Below are 12,062 nucleotides of genomic sequence, written 5' to 3'. Positions count from 1 at the left end.
TTGCGCATGCTACAATCAATGACAGGCTTTGGTTCAGCTGAGACTGAATCAAAGAAGTATAAAATTAAGGTAGAGGTAAAAACACTAAACAGTAAATTTTTAGACTTAAGTGCGAAACTTCCCAGAGAAATATTAGAGAGAGAGTTGGAGATCAAAAGCATGGTCACCAATGTGCTGAAAAGGGGTAAAGTAAATCTTGTAGTAGAAATTACGCCTCTGGGATTGGAGGAGCCTAATATTCATATTAATAAGGAGCTTTTTAAGTCGTACTATAGGCAATATGAGGCTCTGGCAACAGAAGTTAATGCAAATGCTAAGGATCTATTTCGATTAGCACTTCATTCTCCTGATGTGATTGTAGCGGATGATTCCTCTGCATTTGAAGATTGGGAGCTTGTTCAGCAAGCGTTATCAGAAGCATTAGACAAGTGTAATACCTTTAGAGCATCTGAAGGGGAAACCTTGCAAAGCAATTTGCTTTCATATATTGAAGCTATTGCCAATGGTCTTGAGGAAGTGTCCCAAAGAGATCCAGAACGTATCAAAATGATCCGCGAGCGTATTTCAAATAATATTGAAGATATAAAAGAGAAGACTCAGGTAGATCAAAACAGATTTGAGCAGGAGTTAATCTACTATATCGAAAAGCTGGATATTACAGAAGAAAAGGTGAGGCTTGGAAGGCATCTGGAGTACTTCAAAGAGGTGATGAATGCAGATGAATCACAAGGAAAGAAACTAGGCTTTATCTCTCAAGAAATAGGTAGAGAAATTAATACGATTGGTGCTAAGGCCAATGATGCAGTTATTCAGCGGGCTGTTGTAAGTATGAAGGACGAGCTCGAAAAGATCAAAGAACAATCGATGAATATCATATAAAAAAGGGAGGCATCAGCCTCCCTTTTTTGTTATTTAGAAATCTTGAATGGAACAGAAATGTTTTCCCAGTTAAAACTTGCTGTTCCTGACTTGTCAATTAATACCGTGAACCTTTCATAAAACTTGTCTGCTTTCGTAGGTTTTGCAGTGATTCGCAATACGTCTTTTTCACTGTCATATTCATAAGCTCCCCACTGACTCCAGGTTTCGTTAAAAATAAGTGTCCATTCCTCTTCTCCAGGAATAGTGAATATAGAATACTTGCCTTTTGGTAACGTCTTGTTGTTCAGTTTTACATCTTCTGATACTTCTATCCAGGTAGCTTCATTGGCGCCTGTTCTCCATACCTTTCCATAAGGGACCAAACCATCCCATATTTTTCGGTCTTTGACAGCTGGTTGGCTGTAATCGATGGTGACATCAATGCCTTTAATAGCTGCAGTAGCTTGGGCTGGAGGACTTGGTCTGTTGCTTTTGTCCTGAGCGCTGATGTTCAAAGTGAGCACTGCGATAAAACAAAGTGCCAACAGATTTTTGAATGTTGAGTGAATTATATTCATAGCAATGTTTTTTACTAGGTTCACGTATGTATGCACATTAAAGTTGCTCGAATTATATGAATGGTTTCGTAAATGCTGTTTGGCCAAATTAAGTGGTGAAAAACTGTCTTTAGTTACAAGTAGGAAATCATTATATTGTAAACAAAAACTAACCAAAATGACTAAACTGACTTACCTATTTCTATTTTGTTTGGTGATTTATGCCTGCTCCAATGAGGTCAGCAAAGAAAAGCGTCCATTGGTGGATCATATCAATGCCAGAGTCTCGGACATTGATGCCAATCATCGAGTAAGTATTATGGAAGATGATTTTCATATAGGAGATTCCATTTATAAAATCAGGGGCTATTTTATGGATGATAAATTGCTAAAGTTGGTAGGAGTTCTTCATACATCTCATGTAGATAGAGATGACTATTTCTATTTTGATAATCATGTTCCGATTTTTAGTGGTCATGTGCAGGTTTCTAAGGATGATAATATCGCATCAGAGTACAAATATTACTACGGTGCAGATGGCTATGTAGATGAAGCATTGTTTTGGGAATATCACTATACTCCAGGTAAGCGTTTTCCACATGAGCACTTTAGCGAGTTCGAACCTGACAAAGATTCATTGCGAGCATCTGAAGAAGAAAGACTGATGTTTTTCTTAACAAAATTGGATATGGAGGCGTTTGAAATTCGTCATCTTAATGAGAATTTGGATGCTAACGTGAAACGATAATTTATGACCATAGAAGAGGCTCAAAAGAAAGTTGATGAGTGGATTAATACAGTAGGGGTAAGATACTTTAATGAGCTTACGAATATGACGATCCTCACCGAGGAAGTAGGTGAGTTGGCTCGACTCATGGCGAGAACATATGGTGAGCAATCATTTAAGGAATCTGATAAAAACAGAGACTTGGGGGATGAAATGGCCGATGTTCTTTGGGTATTGATTTGTCTTGCCAACCAGACCGGCGTAAATTTGACGGAGGCACTTCAGAAGAATTTCGAAAAGAAGAATATTCGAGATGCTGATCGCCATCACAACAATGACAAGCTACATTAATGGAGATTACGCTTACGACACCAGCTCTACTTTTTCCTGCCATATCACTACTCTTGCTAGCTTACACCAACAGGTTTTTGGCAATTGCTAGTATTATCAGGCAATTGCATAAAATGTACCTGGAAAACCCAAAGAGTGTATTAGAAGGTCAATTGAAAAACCTAAGGTTGAGATTGTTCTTAATTAGAGCGATGCAGTTCATGGGAGTAGGTAGTCTTTTCCTGTGTGTTTTGGCTATGTTTTTTATCTATCTCCAAATTGGGCTATGGGGTAGTTATATTTTCGGAATTTCTCTGGTGTTATTATTGATAAGCTTGTTTATTTCGCTCAGAGAAATACAATTGTCAACCAAGGCGCTTGAAATAGAACTGAGCGACATGGAGTTTGGCTCTAAACTTAAATTTTAAAAATGCACTATTTAGTAATAGGAAGAGATGGAGCAGATGCTGCTGAAAGAAGACAAGAACAGCGTCCAGCACATTTGGAAGGAGTGACCAAGCTAAAAGAAGATGGTAAAATCCTTTATGCTGTGGCGATGATTGAAAATGGGAAAATGGTAGGCTCGGTAATGGTGATGAACTTCGCTACCGAAGCTGATCTGGAAGAGTGGAAGTCTACTGAGCCCTATATAGTTGGTAACGTTTGGGACTCAGTAGAGATTACCGAATGTGCTATTCCTCCAATGTTTGTTAAATAACCTGGAGTTTTCCGTCTTTGAATTCTGGAAGGACACTGTACAAGCTTTGATTCATGCAAAACTCAATGTCCTTTCCGATTCCAAATGTTGCCAGCCTTTTTGCATGAGATGACTGCTTTGATATTTCTAAGAGATCATGCGCATTTCTTTTAAAGAGCTCCAAAGCCATAAGAGCCGGGTCTCCACTGAAATGGTGCGAAGCTTTGATTTCCTCAATCAGTGCGCCTGCAAAAAGTGTGTCTTCCACATTGACAGTTCCTTTCCATCCAGCACAGTGGATAATGACATCTTTCTGAGATGAGCTGATATGATCTGCAACAGCCTTTAAGTTAAGAAAGGCGCCAATTAATATTTGATCTGCTTCTAAAGATGCCAGGATGGTTCTAGTTCCGTTGGTAGTGGTTACTACAATGGACTTGTTTTTGAATTCATCCTTCATGTATTCGTAAGGAGAATTACCAATAGTGAAACCTTCTATTTTGGCTCCACCTCTTTCTCCTGCCGTGATCATTCCTTTATCCTTGCCAAGAGCAAAGCAATCTTCTACTGTAGCTACAGGGTATATAGCTTCAACTCCGTGAGCCATACCTGTAACCATACATGAAGTAGCTCTGAAAATATCCACAGCTACCACGATTTTATCTTTTAACTCGAATTGATGAATCAACTCAGGAGTTAAGCATACTTCTACGTGATTCATTTGACGAATGGAGGCTTAGTTACTTTTGCTTCCAATTGTTTGTTTCTGACGCTGATGAAGATCTTGCTGTCAGCAGTGTGATATCCATTCTGTACATAACCTAGTCCAACTCCCTTATTCAATAGTGGAGAGATGGTGCCAGAAGTTACTTTGCCAATCACCTCACCAGTTTCATTAGTGATCTCATAGTCATGACGAGGAATACCTTTGTCCACCATTTCAAAACCAACTAATCGTTTGGATACACCTTCTTCTTTTTGCTTTTTAAGTGCGTCGGAATTGATGAAGTCTTTTGTGAATTTGGTGATCCAGCCAAGCCCTGCTTCAAGTGGAGATGTTTCATCTGTAATGTCATTTCCATACAGACAGTAACCCATTTCAAGTCTAAGCGTATCTCTGGCTCCTAGACCTATGGGTGCAATCCCAAACTCTTCTCCAGCTTCAAAAATTTTATTCCAAACTTCCTGAGCATCTTCCTGGCGTACGTATAGCTCAAATCCTCCAGCTCCAGTGTAACCAGTGCCAGAGATGATCATTTCTTTTCCGGCTAACTCACCTTCTGCAAAATGGTAGAACTTGATATCGCCAAGGTTTACATTGGTAAGCTTCTGAAGTGTTTCAGTTGCTTTAGGTCCTTGAACAGCGAATAGCACTATGTCATCAGAAACATTCATCATATCCGCCTCAAAGGTGTTGTGCGAGCTAACCCAGTCCCAATCCTTGTCAATGTTAGAAGCATTCACTACCAACATGTATTTTTCTGCATTGAAACGGTAAACGATTAAGTCGTCAACAATTCCACCTTTGTCATTCGGGAAACAAGAATACTGAGCCTGACCATCTACAAGCTTCGACGCATCATTGGACGTTACCTTTTGGATTAGATCCAAAGCTCCTGGACCAACAATCATGAACTCACCCATATGGGATACATCAAAAACACCAACGGCTTCACGAACTTTCATGTGTTCTTCTTTATCAGAAGTATATCTTACTGGCATTTCGTAGCCAGCAAAAGGAACCATTTTTCCGCCTAGGGAAACATGCAGTTCATGAAGAGGTATTTGCTTTATATCCATGGGGTATTTTGTTTAAACCGCAAAAGTAATTAAATGAATGATTTATTAGTTCAGGTCCAACTCGATACTCACAGGACAGTGGTCTGATCCAAAGCGATCATTGTGTATTTCTGAACTTTTAAGTTGATCTTTTAACTCTTCGCTGGTTAGGAAATAATCAATTCTCCACCCTACATTTCGCTCTCGTGCCTGAAACTTATAGTTCCACCAGCTGTATTTTACTTCTTCTGGATAGAATAAACGGAATGTGTCTAAGAACCCTGCTTCCAATATATTATCCAAACCATCAATCTCTGTTTGAGTGTAGCCCGAAGTTTTGTTGTAGTTGGCTTTAGGTCTTGCAATGTCTATTTCTGTATGTGCTACATTCAAATCGCCACAAACCACGACTGGTTTAATTTCATTCAGAGCGACTAAATGATCCCTAAATGCTTCATCCCAGGTAGATCGATAATCCAATCTTACCATTCCCGCTCCTGAGTTTGGTGTATAGACCGTAACCAGAAAGAATTTTTCGAATTCAGCTGTAATGACTCTACCTTCCTGATCATGTTCTTCTATTCCCAGATCGTATGTAACTGCTATTGGCTCTGCTTTAGAAATAAGAGCAGTGCCGGAATATCCTTTGCGAGCTTTGGACGAATTGAGATAAATGTGATAACCTTCTAATGGTTCCAATGCTTTTTCGGCATCGGGTATTTGTGCTTTTGTCTCCTGAAGACACAGCACATCAGGGTCCATTTCTTGTACATCTTTTAAGAAGTCTTTCTTCATAATGGCTCTGATGCCATTCACATTCCAGGATATCAATTTCAATGCTGCCATAGTCATATAATCGTCGAAGTTAAACCTTGCTCGAAGTTAACATTCATCTGGCGATCTTCGAGTAATTTGTGGTGAATACTCTGTTGATTGTCTATTCTTAAAAAGTAGGGTTTCATAGAATATTCAAGGTAGCTACTCGAAATACTTTTCAATCCTGAGATAAATCAGTTTTGTAGATCGCGATTAAATCATTTTTTCATGTTAATTAGTTTGTCAGTAATAGTAAATGGCTATTAGATAGTCTTTTACATTATTTTAAGTGAGCTAAACGACATTAATAAAACTAACCACCATGATAGACTTGCAGATTGAAGCGACGAAGACTTCACCCTATATTTTGCTTGATTCTGAAAGCAAGAAGATCGAACTAAAAGGTAAAAGTACTCCTGAAAATGCTGTGCAGTTTTATTATCCGATTATCAACAATATCAAGAAGTTGTTTTCTGAGGTTTCCGGTAAAGTAGTGGTGGAGGTTGCTCTAGAGTATTTCAATACAAGTAGTAGCAAGTGTTTGTTTGATATGCTAAAAGTGTTGAAGACATTGGATAATGATGGTGGTAGACAGATTACCGTCAATTGGTACTACGAGGAGGATGATGAAGATATGATCGAGACTGGTGAAGATTTTGAGGACTTGTTGGGGTTGACATTCAACTACATAGAGTTAGACTATTAAATCCAGATTGGGTACATACTTCGTATCTGAATCAAACGTACTAAGATGAAAAATATCATTATCACCAGATCCAACAGCTCACCCAGAATAATTCTTGACCCTGAGAATAGATCTATATCCATTAAAGGAAGATCTAACACTTTCTATACCCGAAGTTTATATGCTCCAGTTCTTTCTCAAATTGCTGTACAGTTTGCAGGACTGCCAGAAATTAATCTCAACTTATCATTAGTACATGTCAACACGGCCAGCGTAAAATGGATTAGTGAGATACTAGAGCAGCTGGAGGTGTTTCAGGCGAACGGAGCATTGGTTACTGTTGTCTGGAATTATGAGTCTGAAGATATTGATATGATGGAGACAGGTGAAGTTTTTCAAGTAATTCATCATCTGCCATTTGTGTTTAATGCGGTGGAAACAGAGGAGTTTTATGGTAGATTGATTGCGGTTTAATTTAATTTTTTGAACGCAAATAATTGACGGATTCTGTGATCAGTTCTTTGAGTACTGTGATATCAATGTCATCAATCTTTTTAATATAAAGGCATCCTTTGCCAGTCTTAAACTTGCCAAGTTTTTCCATCAATGATTCATATCTGGAAAAGCCGCTCATGATGTAAAGTGTTAAAGCTTGCTTTCTGGGTGAAAACCCTGTGTAGAACCAATCAGCCTCCCTTCCGCTGGCATACTTGTAATGATAATCACCAAATCCAATAATACTTGGTCCCCACATCACAGCTTTTGCCCCAGTGATTTCTTCCATGATTTCTTTGACCTTATAACTATCATCTCTTTTAGAGAGAGGCTCTACCTTGTTTAAAAACTCATTAACATCTCCATCGTGTGGTTGTGTCTTTAATTCTGCCATGGTTATTTGTTTAAAAGCTGTTGAAGTAATTCCAAATAATCAGCAACATGCTTTCCATCCATGAGAGCATGATGCACATGTATGGAAAAAGGTAAAACCTTTTTACCATTCTCCTCATGGATTTTACCAAAACTTATTTTTGGGCAGCTATCGGGATGTTTGAAGCTATGAGCATGTGATAGACTCGTAAAATCTATCCACGGAATAGCTGAGTAGTGTATAGTATCCATTCTGCTGGTATTTTCATTAAATCTCAGTCCGCTAGATAGATTGACAGCTTCTTTTTCCAAAGTGGCTTGTTTGATGAATTCTTCCAGGCTTTCCGAGAATTCTACAAAGGTGAAACCGAAAGTCTCATCAGGTCGAAGAGAGGTGGCTGATACGTGTATATTGTCAAAGCACCATACCTCATTGTCTATAATTCGATATCTGAAGTTTTCTATTTGATTGGCAGCTTTTAGGCTTTGATAGACATAATAAAAATAAAGTGAGGTGCCTTGTTTTTTACATTTTTGATAGGCTCTGGTACAATCAAGTTTCGTAGTAAGCCCAAAAAATGGATCATCGAAATTGATGAAAAAGTTAAAATGCTCCTTTCTATTCCAGGAATCTATATCAATTTTTGATTTCATTTGCTGAAGAGGTGAACTAGAAATTTAACCAATTTTGGAACCATTGGGACAATTTTGAGATGGTTGAATAAGCACAACTTCTTTATTCTCCGCATAAACACCCATTACCAAACATTCACTCATGAAAGGGCCAATTTGCTTGGGTGGAAAATTGACCACTGCGATCACTTGCATTCCTTTTAATTCGGATAGTCTGTGTCGCTGAGTGATTTGAGCCGAACTTTTTTTAATGCCCAGTTCTCCAAAATCAATCGTGAGTTTATAGGCAGGTCTTCGTGCTTCAGGAAAGTCCAAAGCCTCTATAATGGTGCCTACTCTCATATCTACTTTTTCAAAATCTTCCCAGTTGATCATATGTCCATGTTAACAGTAACTAACGTTTATATTTTTTTTCGTAAGCTAAGAAGAATCTTACTTGCTCGCTTTTGATGAGCAGGTTTATCTAATTCTTTGGCTCTTGCTTCTAAAGTGTCAACTATTAAAGGAATGTGCTCTTGATTAATGATTTTTGACCACTTTTCAGCATATTGTCCTACTTGATTGTCTGGAGCCCCCAAAACTTGTTCTGCTAATAAGGGAGCGATTTCTTGTTGATACTTTTCAGATGAATAAAGGCAAAGTAAAATCTTTACTCCATGATCTCTAGTAACTACAGTTCCTAACTCCATCAACTTCAAGATCAGTGGTAACTCTGTATAAATTTTATCAATGTGAAACTCAGCAATGGTACTGAGTGCAGACATAGCTCTCCATTGGATTTTATTGCTGGAGTGATTTAAGTATTGGAATATCTCTGGGAAACATGACTGGGAAAATCCACTGTCCAATTCTCCCATTACTTCTAGTACCTTCAGTAAATCAGCGATGGTGTCAATATCCGTTTCCTCTTTGAGAGACTTTCTGATCACTTTCAGAGCTTCTTTATTTTGAGAGGTAATGATCTCTTGAGCCAAGGCTTTATTCGGATTTTGAGTTCGATCTCCCAGATGACTCGATAGCTGATTTATTATTTGTTTCATTATTTCTTGCCGAACAATTCTAACTGACGAGGTAGGAGCTGGAAAGACATGCGGTGATGAGGAGTCGGCCCCATTTCCTTGATTGCCCTACGATGTGGTGGAGTTGGGTACCCATAATTTGTTTCCCATCCGTATCCGGGAAATTCTTCTGCTAAGTTTTTCATCAAGTCATCACGATAGGTTTTGGCAAGAATGGAAGCAGCAGCTATCGCATAGTATTTGCCATCCCCTTTGATGATGCATTCATAAGGGATGTTGTGCTCTGGCTTGAATCGATTGCCATCAATTAGCAACATTTCTGGCGTTTGTTTTAGTTGAGAAACGGCCAGGTTCATGGCTTTGAAGGAAGCATTGAGAATATTGATTTCATCTATCTCTTTTGGAGAGACGATACCAATTCCATAGCTAATAGCATCTCTCATCACTTCTTCACGCAGAGCATAACGTTGCTTTTCGCTGAGTTGCTTGGAGTCGTTTAGGATTTCATGATGATAGTCTTTTGGCAGTATAACTGCAGCAGCAACTACTGGCCCAGATAAGCATCCTCGACCCGCTTCATCACAACCAGCTTCAATGAGATCTTTATGTAAATATGGTTCAAGCATAGGATTCTAATATATTCCGAGTCATTCATTTGAATAATGTGTCGCTTAGCAGCAGCACACATTATATTTTTGAGACATGGAAGAAAATAACTGGCAAAAGCTCAGCTCTAGACAAATTTATGATAATCCATGGATTACAGTAGAGGAGGATCAAGTCATCAATCCAGGTGGAGGTGAGGGGATTTATGGAAAAGTGCTTTTCAAAAGTTATGCAATTGGCATCATTCCCCTGGATGAGGATCAAAATACCTGGTTGGTCGGGCAGTGGCGATATACCTTGGGTGAGTATAGTTGGGAAATTCCTATGGGTGGTGGTCCCAAAGCGGATGAAAAGTTGGACTCAGCTAAACGTGAGTTGAAGGAGGAAACAGGGCTAATTGCCAATAAATGGACTGAGTTCGTGAAGATGCATACTTCCAATTCGGTGACTGATGAGGTTGGTTTTGCCTATCTGGCAGAGGACTTAACTCAAGGGGAAACAGAGTTTGAGGAATCTGAAGATCTTAAGATTAAAAAACTCCCTTTCAAAGAAGCTTACCAAATGGTGTTGGATGGTCAGATCACTGACAGTTTGAGCATGGTGGCTATATTGAAACTAGGAAGGATGCTTGGCCTTTAATACTAAAACCTATCTTTGCAGCCCCAAACTCAAGAATAGGTGACTCTTAAAGAACATTTCAGTAAAAATATCACGCTTGCGTACCCTGTGGTAATTGGACAGCTTGGACACATCATGGTGTCTGTAGCTGATACCATGATGGTTGGCCGCGTGGGTGTTATTCCGCTTGCCGCAGCCACTTTTGCTGGGGTTGTGATTCATGTGCTTATGATGTTTGGAATTGGAGTTAGCTATGCGATGACCCCTTTGGTTGCTGCAACAGATGCAACCGATCAGTCCAAGCTCATGAAGCTGTTGCAGAATGGGACCATATTAAATTTTGTGTTGTCATTGATGCTAATGGCGGTTGCTTTAATCGCTAGTTTTTTCTTGATGCATTTTGGTCAGGAAGAAGAGGTGGCTATTTCAGCAAAGCCCTACCTTATCATTGTTGCTGTGTCTTTGGTGCCGTTGATGTTGTTTCAGACTTTCAGGCAATATGCAGAGGGTAAGTCAGATACTTTTAACCCGATGGTTGTATCAATTGTCGCTAATTTGGTGAATGTAGGGTTGAATTACGTGCTGATTTATGGTGCTTTAGGTTTTCCTGAATTAGGGCTGAATGGTGCTGCTTGGGCTACCTTGATTAGTCGAATAGTGATGGCTATTATGATGATCTGGATTATCAGAAAAAGCATGTCTGGATTCCGTTTTGATTTTGAATGGGCGGTAGTGAAGCGAATGATCAAAATAGGCGTGCCATCAGGTATGCAATATATTTTCGAAGTAGGTGCGTTTGCAACGGCAGCTTTGATGACAGGCTGGATTAGTGCAGAAGCATTGGCAGCACATCAGATCGCTATTAATCTTGCGGCTATTTCTTTCATGTGCGCCACAGGACTTGCAGCTGCTTCTACGGTTCGAATTGGCAATCAAATGGGATTGAAGGATCTGCCAAATTTGAAAATGGCTGGTTATACTTCATTCGCAACTGCTGCCATTTTTATGTCGTTTTCAGCTCTTACATTCATCTTATTTAGAGACTTCCTTACTGGATTGTATGTCAAAGATGAATATGTACAATCAATCGCTTCAGGACTATTGGTAATTGCTGCAGCTTTCCAGGTTTCAGATGGAATTCAGGCTGTGGGATTAGGTGTCTTGAGAGGACTAACTGACGTTAAAGTACCCACGTTAATTACGTTTGTTGCATACTGGTTAATTGCCATTCCAGGGGGGTATTTGCTAGGCTTTACTTTTGGGTTTGGAATTGACGGAATTTGGTATGCATTGTCTGGCGGGTTGACAGTGGCAGCTGTTTTGCATATCACTCGATTTAAAAAGCTTACAGACAAAATCCATTTCAACTGATTGGTCGATTCCAGTGTCTTTATAGGCAAACTGCTTTGCTATGAAACATTTGTTCTTGTTGATGATTATTGCTTCAGTTCTGTTGAGTTGTGATGAAGAGGAAGCAACAACTTTTGAAGGTGAACTAGAGTATGGAACTTCCTTTGGGGAATGTATCGGTTACTGTTTGACGGAAACATATCTGAACGGAACTCTGCTAACTATTGTACAAAAGACCTGGGTTGATGATCAGGAAATAGTGCACAAACGCACCTTAACTTCAGAGGAGCAACAATCCATACTAGCTGGTATCAATCAGGAAAAATTTCTAGCACTTGATGAAGTGATTGGCTGTCCCGACTGTGCTGATGGGGGTGCAGAATGGCTTGAAATCACGGTAGATGGAGAGCAAAAACGTGTGACCTTTGAATATTTGGCTGAAATCGATGGTATTAATCCTGCCATTGAGAAGTTACGAGCTATCGTTGGTGAAGTGCTGGAGGATTGATTATTCATT

At 39.4% G+C, this 12,062-nt stretch carries 19 protein-coding genes; 10 read left to right on the top strand and 9 right to left on the bottom strand.

Annotated features, from left to right (window positions below):
- Positions 1–6 precede the first annotated feature (6 nt).
- Positions 7–879 carry a YicC/YloC family endoribonuclease gene (locus NXS00_RS17430; protein ID WP_258100537.1) on the top strand — a complete coding sequence of 291 codons (873 nt, stop codon included), beginning with the start codon at positions 7–9 and terminating at the stop codon, positions 877–879.
- A gap of 29 nt (positions 880–908) precedes the next feature.
- On the opposite strand, the gene NXS00_RS17425 is transcribed toward NXS00_RS17430, so the two are convergent.
- Positions 909–1,439: a DUF2911 domain-containing protein gene (locus tag NXS00_RS17425; protein ID WP_258100535.1), complete on the bottom strand. Its 531-nt coding sequence runs from the start codon at positions 1,437–1,439 to the stop codon at positions 909–911.
- A 157-nt stretch (positions 1,440–1,596) separates the two neighbouring features.
- Here NXS00_RS17425 and NXS00_RS17420 point away from each other — a divergent pair, with 157 nt between their 5' ends.
- Genes NXS00_RS17420 through NXS00_RS17405 form a run of 4 tightly spaced genes read left to right on the top strand, consistent with a single transcriptional unit; the run spans position 1,597 to position 3,193 of the window.
- Positions 1,597–2,166, top strand: a complete 570-nt coding sequence (locus tag NXS00_RS17420; RefSeq protein ID WP_258100534.1) for a hypothetical protein — start codon at positions 1,597–1,599, stop codon at positions 2,164–2,166.
- Positions 2,167–2,169: 3 nt separating this feature from the next.
- Positions 2,170–2,496, top strand: a complete 327-nt coding sequence (locus NXS00_RS17415; protein ID WP_258100533.1) for a nucleotide pyrophosphohydrolase — start codon at positions 2,170–2,172, stop codon at positions 2,494–2,496.
- A complete protein-coding gene (locus NXS00_RS17410; RefSeq protein WP_258100532.1) occupies positions 2,496–2,903 on the top strand; it encodes a DUF2721 domain-containing protein in 408 nt (135 codons plus the stop codon). The genes NXS00_RS17415 and NXS00_RS17410 overlap by 1 nt, the downstream gene beginning before the upstream one ends.
- 2 nt (positions 2,904–2,905) lie before the next feature.
- Positions 2,906–3,193 carry a YciI family protein gene (locus NXS00_RS17405; protein ID WP_258100531.1) on the top strand — a complete coding sequence of 96 codons (288 nt, stop codon included), beginning with the start codon at positions 2,906–2,908 and terminating at the stop codon, positions 3,191–3,193.
- On the opposite strand, the gene NXS00_RS17400 is transcribed toward NXS00_RS17405, so the two are convergent.
- The 3 genes from NXS00_RS17400 to NXS00_RS17390 are packed head-to-tail and all read right to left on the bottom strand — an operon-like array spanning position 3,186 to position 5,797.
- Complete coding sequence (locus NXS00_RS17400) at positions 3,186–3,893, bottom strand: 2-phosphosulfolactate phosphatase (RefSeq protein ID WP_258100530.1); 708 nt, start codon at positions 3,891–3,893, stop codon at positions 3,186–3,188. The two genes, NXS00_RS17405 and NXS00_RS17400, sit on opposite strands and share 8 nt — an antisense overlap.
- Positions 3,890–4,972, bottom strand: coding sequence for a glycine cleavage system aminomethyltransferase GcvT (gcvT, locus tag NXS00_RS17395; protein WP_258100529.1), 1,083 nt, complete (start codon positions 4,970–4,972; stop codon positions 3,890–3,892). The genes NXS00_RS17400 and gcvT overlap by 4 nt, the downstream gene beginning before the upstream one ends.
- A gap of 45 nt (positions 4,973–5,017) precedes the next feature.
- A complete protein-coding gene (locus NXS00_RS17390; protein WP_258100528.1) occupies positions 5,018–5,797 on the bottom strand; it encodes an exodeoxyribonuclease III in 780 nt (259 codons plus the stop codon).
- A 292-nt stretch (positions 5,798–6,089) separates the two neighbouring features.
- Between NXS00_RS17390 and NXS00_RS17385 the strand changes: the two genes are divergently transcribed.
- Together NXS00_RS17385 and NXS00_RS17380 are read left to right on the top strand one after the other, a co-directional pair.
- Entirely contained in the window at positions 6,090–6,473 is a 384-nt protein-coding gene (locus NXS00_RS17385; protein ID WP_258100527.1) for a DUF1987 domain-containing protein, read from the top strand.
- 45 nt (positions 6,474–6,518) lie between these two features.
- On the top strand, positions 6,519–6,926 hold the full coding sequence (locus tag NXS00_RS17380) for a DUF1987 domain-containing protein (protein WP_258100526.1): 408 nt from the start codon (positions 6,519–6,521) through the stop codon (positions 6,924–6,926).
- Position 6,927: 1 nt separating this feature from the next.
- Here the strand turns inward: NXS00_RS17380 and NXS00_RS17375 are convergent, their stop codons facing one another.
- Genes NXS00_RS17375 through rnhB form a run of 5 tightly spaced genes read right to left on the bottom strand, consistent with a single transcriptional unit; the run spans position 6,928 to position 9,597 of the window.
- Positions 6,928–7,341, bottom strand: coding sequence for a DUF1801 domain-containing protein (locus NXS00_RS17375; protein WP_258100525.1), 414 nt, complete (start codon positions 7,339–7,341; stop codon positions 6,928–6,930).
- Between the two features lie 2 nt (positions 7,342–7,343).
- Complete coding sequence (locus tag NXS00_RS17370; RefSeq protein ID WP_258100524.1) at positions 7,344–7,973, bottom strand: chloramphenicol acetyltransferase; 630 nt, start codon at positions 7,971–7,973, stop codon at positions 7,344–7,346.
- A 24-nt stretch (positions 7,974–7,997) separates the two neighbouring features.
- Positions 7,998–8,327: a tRNA-binding protein gene (locus tag NXS00_RS17365; protein WP_258100523.1), complete on the bottom strand. Its 330-nt coding sequence runs from the start codon at positions 8,325–8,327 to the stop codon at positions 7,998–8,000.
- A 26-nt stretch (positions 8,328–8,353) separates the two neighbouring features.
- On the bottom strand, positions 8,354–8,992 hold the full coding sequence (locus NXS00_RS17360) for a hypothetical protein (protein WP_258100522.1): 639 nt from the start codon (positions 8,990–8,992) through the stop codon (positions 8,354–8,356).
- A complete protein-coding gene (gene rnhB / locus NXS00_RS17355) occupies positions 8,992–9,597 on the bottom strand; it encodes a ribonuclease HII (RefSeq protein WP_258100521.1) in 606 nt (201 codons plus the stop codon). The genes NXS00_RS17360 and rnhB overlap by 1 nt, the downstream gene beginning before the upstream one ends.
- Before the next feature lie 76 nt (positions 9,598–9,673).
- Between rnhB and NXS00_RS17350 the strand changes: the two genes are divergently transcribed.
- From NXS00_RS17350 to NXS00_RS17340, 3 genes are read left to right on the top strand one after another with little or no spacing between them, the layout of a single operon-like run.
- On the top strand, positions 9,674–10,216 hold the full coding sequence (locus NXS00_RS17350; RefSeq protein ID WP_258100520.1) for an NUDIX domain-containing protein: 543 nt from the start codon (positions 9,674–9,676) through the stop codon (positions 10,214–10,216).
- 39 nt (positions 10,217–10,255) lie between these two features.
- Positions 10,256–11,566, top strand: coding sequence for an MATE family efflux transporter (locus NXS00_RS17345; RefSeq protein WP_258100519.1), 1,311 nt, complete (start codon positions 10,256–10,258; stop codon positions 11,564–11,566).
- A gap of 40 nt (positions 11,567–11,606) precedes the next feature.
- On the top strand, positions 11,607–12,053 hold the full coding sequence (locus tag NXS00_RS17340; RefSeq protein ID WP_258100518.1) for a hypothetical protein: 447 nt from the start codon (positions 11,607–11,609) through the stop codon (positions 12,051–12,053).
- The last annotated feature ends 9 nt before the right edge of the window (positions 12,054–12,062 follow it).

Source organism: Marinoscillum pacificum (assembly GCF_024714495.1).
Lineage (GTDB): Bacteria > Bacteroidota > Bacteroidia > Cytophagales > Cyclobacteriaceae > Marinoscillum > Marinoscillum pacificum.
The sequence above is the reverse complement of the archived record's forward strand: the minus strand, read 5'-3'. Positions and strand labels throughout refer to the sequence as shown.

What these genes read in the sequence shown, in the direction of transcription:
- NXS00_RS17430 (WP_258100537.1), top strand. Translation starts at nt 7, where the DNA reads ATGCTACAATCAATGACAGGCTTTGGTTCAGCTGAGACTGAATCAAAG.
- NXS00_RS17425 (WP_258100535.1), bottom strand. Translation starts at nt 1,439, where the DNA reads ATGAATATAATTCACTCAACATTCAAAAATCTGTTGGCACTTTGTTTT.
- NXS00_RS17420 (WP_258100534.1), top strand. Translation starts at nt 1,597, where the DNA reads ATGACTAAACTGACTTACCTATTTCTATTTTGTTTGGTGATTTATGCC.
- NXS00_RS17415 (WP_258100533.1), top strand. Translation starts at nt 2,170, where the DNA reads ATGACCATAGAAGAGGCTCAAAAGAAAGTTGATGAGTGGATTAATACA.
- NXS00_RS17410 (WP_258100532.1), top strand. Translation starts at nt 2,496, where the DNA reads ATGGAGATTACGCTTACGACACCAGCTCTACTTTTTCCTGCCATATCA.
- NXS00_RS17405 (WP_258100531.1), top strand. Translation starts at nt 2,906, where the DNA reads ATGCACTATTTAGTAATAGGAAGAGATGGAGCAGATGCTGCTGAAAGA.
- NXS00_RS17400 (WP_258100530.1), bottom strand. Translation starts at nt 3,893, where the DNA reads ATGAATCACGTAGAAGTATGCTTAACTCCTGAGTTGATTCATCAATTC.
- gcvT (WP_258100529.1), bottom strand. Translation starts at nt 4,972, where the DNA reads ATGGATATAAAGCAAATACCTCTTCATGAACTGCATGTTTCCCTAGGC.
- NXS00_RS17390 (WP_258100528.1), bottom strand. Translation starts at nt 5,797, where the DNA reads ATGGCAGCATTGAAATTGATATCCTGGAATGTGAATGGCATCAGAGCC.
- NXS00_RS17385 (WP_258100527.1), top strand. Translation starts at nt 6,090, where the DNA reads ATGATAGACTTGCAGATTGAAGCGACGAAGACTTCACCCTATATTTTG.
- NXS00_RS17380 (WP_258100526.1), top strand. Translation starts at nt 6,519, where the DNA reads ATGAAAAATATCATTATCACCAGATCCAACAGCTCACCCAGAATAATT.
- NXS00_RS17375 (WP_258100525.1), bottom strand. Translation starts at nt 7,341, where the DNA reads ATGGCAGAATTAAAGACACAACCACACGATGGAGATGTTAATGAGTTT.
- NXS00_RS17370 (WP_258100524.1), bottom strand. Translation starts at nt 7,973, where the DNA reads ATGAAATCAAAAATTGATATAGATTCCTGGAATAGAAAGGAGCATTTT.
- NXS00_RS17365 (WP_258100523.1), bottom strand. Translation starts at nt 8,327, where the DNA reads ATGATCAACTGGGAAGATTTTGAAAAAGTAGATATGAGAGTAGGCACC.
- NXS00_RS17360 (WP_258100522.1), bottom strand. Translation starts at nt 8,992, where the DNA reads ATGAAACAAATAATAAATCAGCTATCGAGTCATCTGGGAGATCGAACT.
- rnhB (WP_258100521.1), bottom strand. Translation starts at nt 9,597, where the DNA reads ATGCTTGAACCATATTTACATAAAGATCTCATTGAAGCTGGTTGTGAT.
- NXS00_RS17350 (WP_258100520.1), top strand. Translation starts at nt 9,674, where the DNA reads ATGGAAGAAAATAACTGGCAAAAGCTCAGCTCTAGACAAATTTATGAT.
- NXS00_RS17340 (WP_258100518.1), top strand. Translation starts at nt 11,607, where the DNA reads ATGAAACATTTGTTCTTGTTGATGATTATTGCTTCAGTTCTGTTGAGT.